This is a genomic window from Kitasatospora sp. NPDC004240, assembly GCF_053603215.1.
Genome location: NZ_JBSGFD010000389.1, coordinates 1 through 3,341 on the forward strand (window position 1 = coordinate 1; position 3,341 = coordinate 3,341).

The 3,341-nt window shown below is 76.5% G+C and carries 5 protein-coding genes; all 5 read right to left on the minus strand.

Annotation, left to right across the window (positions count from 1 at the left end):
- Positions 1-126 precede the first annotated feature (126 nt).
- Positions 127-906 carry a cytochrome c biogenesis CcdA family protein gene (locus ACWEQL_RS41720; protein ID WP_452156742.1) on the minus strand — a complete coding sequence of 260 codons (780 nt, stop codon included), beginning with the start codon at positions 904-906 and terminating at the stop codon, positions 127-129.
- Positions 903-1,502, minus strand: a complete 600-nt coding sequence (locus ACWEQL_RS41725; RefSeq protein WP_452156744.1) for a TlpA family protein disulfide reductase — start codon at positions 1,500-1,502, stop codon at positions 903-905. The genes ACWEQL_RS41720 and ACWEQL_RS41725 overlap by 4 nt, the downstream gene beginning before the upstream one ends.
- 5 nt (positions 1,503-1,507) lie before the next feature.
- Positions 1,508-2,092: a hypothetical protein gene (locus tag ACWEQL_RS41730; protein WP_452156746.1), complete on the minus strand. Its 585-nt coding sequence runs from the start codon at positions 2,090-2,092 to the stop codon at positions 1,508-1,510.
- Complete coding sequence (locus ACWEQL_RS41735; protein WP_452156748.1) at positions 2,089-2,790, minus strand: thioredoxin family protein; 702 nt, start codon at positions 2,788-2,790, stop codon at positions 2,089-2,091. Before ACWEQL_RS41735 ends, ACWEQL_RS41730 begins: the two co-directional genes overlap by 4 nt.
- A 74-nt stretch (positions 2,791-2,864) precedes the next feature.
- Positions 2,865-3,341 (minus strand): CAP domain-containing protein (locus tag ACWEQL_RS41740; RefSeq protein WP_452156750.1); only part of this gene is annotated, 477 nt, incomplete at its 5' end.

The window sequence follows — 3,341 nt, forward strand, 5'->3', positions numbered from 1 at the left end:
ATGAGGACCGACCTCATGCCCCGCCACCGGTCTTGGCGCACCGGTCCTCCTCACCGGTCCGCCGACCGCCGGCCCGCCGGAGAACGGGCCGGCGGAGTACGGGTCGCCGGAGTACGGGTCGCCGGCTCAGCCGTCCACGGTGACGGCCCACTGCTGGAGCCGGCCGACGAGCTGGTCCCACAGGCCGGTGACCAGGAGCAGGCCGACCGCGACCAGGAGGCCGCCGCCGATCCGCATCACCCAGGCGTAGTGCCGCTTGACCCGGGCGAAGGCGCCGAGGGCGTGCCGGAAGGCCAGGGCGGCGAGGACGAACGGGAGTCCGAGGCCGAGGCAGTAGGCGGTCATCAGCAGGGCACCGCGGCCCGCGCTGGCCTGGTTCCAGGCGAGGGCCTGGACGGCGCCGAGGGTGGGGCCGATGCAGGGGGTCCAGCCGAGGCCGAAGACGAAGCCGAGCAGGGGCGCGCCGGCCAGTCCGACGGCGGGCCTGCGGTGGGTGCGCAGTTCCCGCTGGGTGAGGCCGGGCAGGACGCCGAGGAAGGCCAGGCCCATGGCGACGGTGAACAGGCCGAGCACGGTGGTGATGGTCTCGCGGTAGTCCTGGAGGGTGTTGCCGAAGTACCCGAACAGGGCTCCGCCGGAGACGAAGACCGCGCTGAAGCCGAGCACGAACAACAGCGATCCGGCGAGCATCCGGCCGCGCCGGCCGGCGGTGGCGTCGGCGAGGTCGGCGGCGGAGAACCCGGTGACGTAGCTGAGGTAGCCGGGCACCAGGGGCAGGACGCAGGGCGAGAAGAAGGAGATCAGGCCGCCCGCGACGGCCACCGGGACGGCGAGCAGCAGGGTCCCGTGGGCGAGGGTGGCTCCGGGGTCCAGGGCCAGCGGGACCGGCGAGGTGGTCGGGGTCATGGGGTGGCGGCCTCCGCGGTGACCGGGTCGAGGACGGCCCGCAGCTGTTCGGGGGTCACCGGCGCGCAGACCGCGGCGGCGATCCGGCCCGCGCGGTCGACGACCAGGGTGGCGGGCAGCGCCTGGACGTTGACGGTCTGCGGCGGGAGGGTGCGGACCAGGGCGCCCTTCGGGTCGTACAGGCTGGGGTAGGTGAGGCCGTGGTCGCGGACGAAGGCACGGGCGGGGCCGGGCTGCGGGTCCCTGGTGTCGATGCCGAGGAAGCGCACGCCCTGCCCCTCGGTCTCGGTGTGGACGCGCTGGAGGCCGTCGGCCTCGGCGCGGCAGGGGCCGCACCAGGAGCCCCAGACGTTGAGCACCACGACGTGGCCGCGGAGGGCGGCGAGGCTCCGCGGGGTGCCGTCCAGGTCCTCGCCGGCGAGATCGGGGGCGGGGCGGCGTTCGGCGGCCGCGAAGGTGAGGACGGGTGCGCCGCCGGCGGGCGCCGCCGCCGAGCCCTGCTGGAGGGCGTCGGCGGCGGCGCAGCCGGTGGCGGGCAGCAGCGCCGCGGCGAGCAGGGCGGCCGTGGCGAGGGCGGCCCGGGGGCGGGGAGGCACGGGGTTCACCTCGGGGTGGCGGTCGGGGCGGAGCCGGTCGGAGCGGCGGCGGGCCCGGTGGGGGTGATGGTCAGCGGGACGGGGTGGTCGGCGACGGGCAGCAGGCAGCCCGCGGTCTCGCTGCAGGCGGCGTAGCCGATGTGGACGGTGGCCGGCCCGGTGCCGGAGGCGCGGACCGGGAGGGTGGCGGTGACGGGTCCGTCGGGGTAGACGGGGACCGTCCCGGTGACGCCCTCCAGGGCGAGTTGCCGGACGGGGGCGGTGACGGCGAGCGGGGCGGTGGTGCCGAGGGCGCCGTCGGTGCGGGCCGTGGTGGGCCGGCCGACCCCGTCCACGCCGTCCGGGGGGAGGTCCGTGGCGTAGAGGTGGAAGCCGGATTCCCCGGGGGCGAAGGAGAGTTCGAGGGTTCCGGCACCGTCGTGCCAGTCCTGCAGGGCGACGGTGACGGTGACGCCGTTCTCCTCGAAGCGGCCGAGGAGGGTGGCGGCCACCGCCCGCTCGCCGTCGGTGCCGTCGGCCGAGCAGCCGGCGGCGGGGAGGGCGAGCAGGACGGCGAGCAGGGCCGCGGCGGGGCGGCGGCCGGGCCTCACGGGGCCCACTTCTTGAGGAAGGTGGTGAAGCCGCCGGTGGTGAGGGAGGGCGAGCCGGCGGTGTTGGTGTCGGTGCGGACGGTGCCGTCGGGAGCGACCACGATCAGCACGGGCATCTTGTAACTGCCCTGGGAGTCGTACTTCTTGAGGAGGTTGAAGTTGGCGGTGCTGTGGCTGCCGATGTCGACCTGGACCAGGTGGTACGAGGCGTTGAGGAGGCTCTGCACCTGGCTGTCCCCGAGGGTCCTGTCGAGGGCCTTGCAGTTGCCGCACCAGGTGGCGCCGAAGTCGAGCAGGACGTTCTTTCCGTCGGCCTTGGCCTGCCGGAGGGCGGCCTCCACGGCCGCGGGCGAGTCGGCGGTGGCGGAGTAGCCGATGGCGATCGGCCCGCCACCGCCGGCGGCGGGCTTGGCCGGGGCGGCGGCGGTGGCCTTGGCGGAGGCCGTGGCGGTGGCCGACGGGCGGGCGGTGGAGGCACTGGGCGCCGGGGCCGGGGTGGCGGCGGGGGCGGAGGTCTGCGGCGGAGCGGTGACGACGTTGACCGGCTCGGGCAGTGCGGCGTCGTCGGCCGCCGCGGGGGCGGAGGTCGCGGAGGTGGCGGGCGCGGGAGCGGCGCCGGTTCCGGAGCCGGCCGGGCCGCAGGCGGTGAGGGCGGCCGCGGCGGTGACGAGGGTGAGGGCGAGGGCTGGACGGCGCAAGGGGGTTCCTCGGGTTCGGGTTCGGGTTCGGGTTCGGGGGGAGGGTGCGGCCGGAGGGCCCGGCGGCGGGTCGGTCAGTCGGAGAAGTCCTGGGTGAGCCAGACCGTGCCGGCGGGGTCGCGGTACACGGCGATGCCGATGTGGGTGAAGTTCCGGCTGAGCAGGTTGCGACGGTGGCCGTCCTCTGGCGGCTTCTCGTCGAGCATGCTCTGCGTCAGGCGGACGGCCTGGGCGGCGATGTCGGCGGTGGCGGTGGAGACCGGTCCGCCGCGGCCGATGTTCTCGCCGGCCGCGCCCCAGTGGACGCCCTGGGCGCTCTCCCGCTGGCCGACGGTGGGTTCGCCGGGGCACTGGTGGGCCAGGCCGCAGCCGCCGCTCATCACCGCGTTGTGCCCGGCGGCGGCCGCGGTGAGCCCGTCGGTCAGGGTGTACGGCGGGAGGCCCTGGGCGGCCCGGGCGTCGTTGATCAGGGCGAGGACCTGCTCGACCTCGTCACCGCCGCCCGGCGCACCCGCCGCCGTACCCCCGGTCCGGGCGGCGGGGGCCGCTGG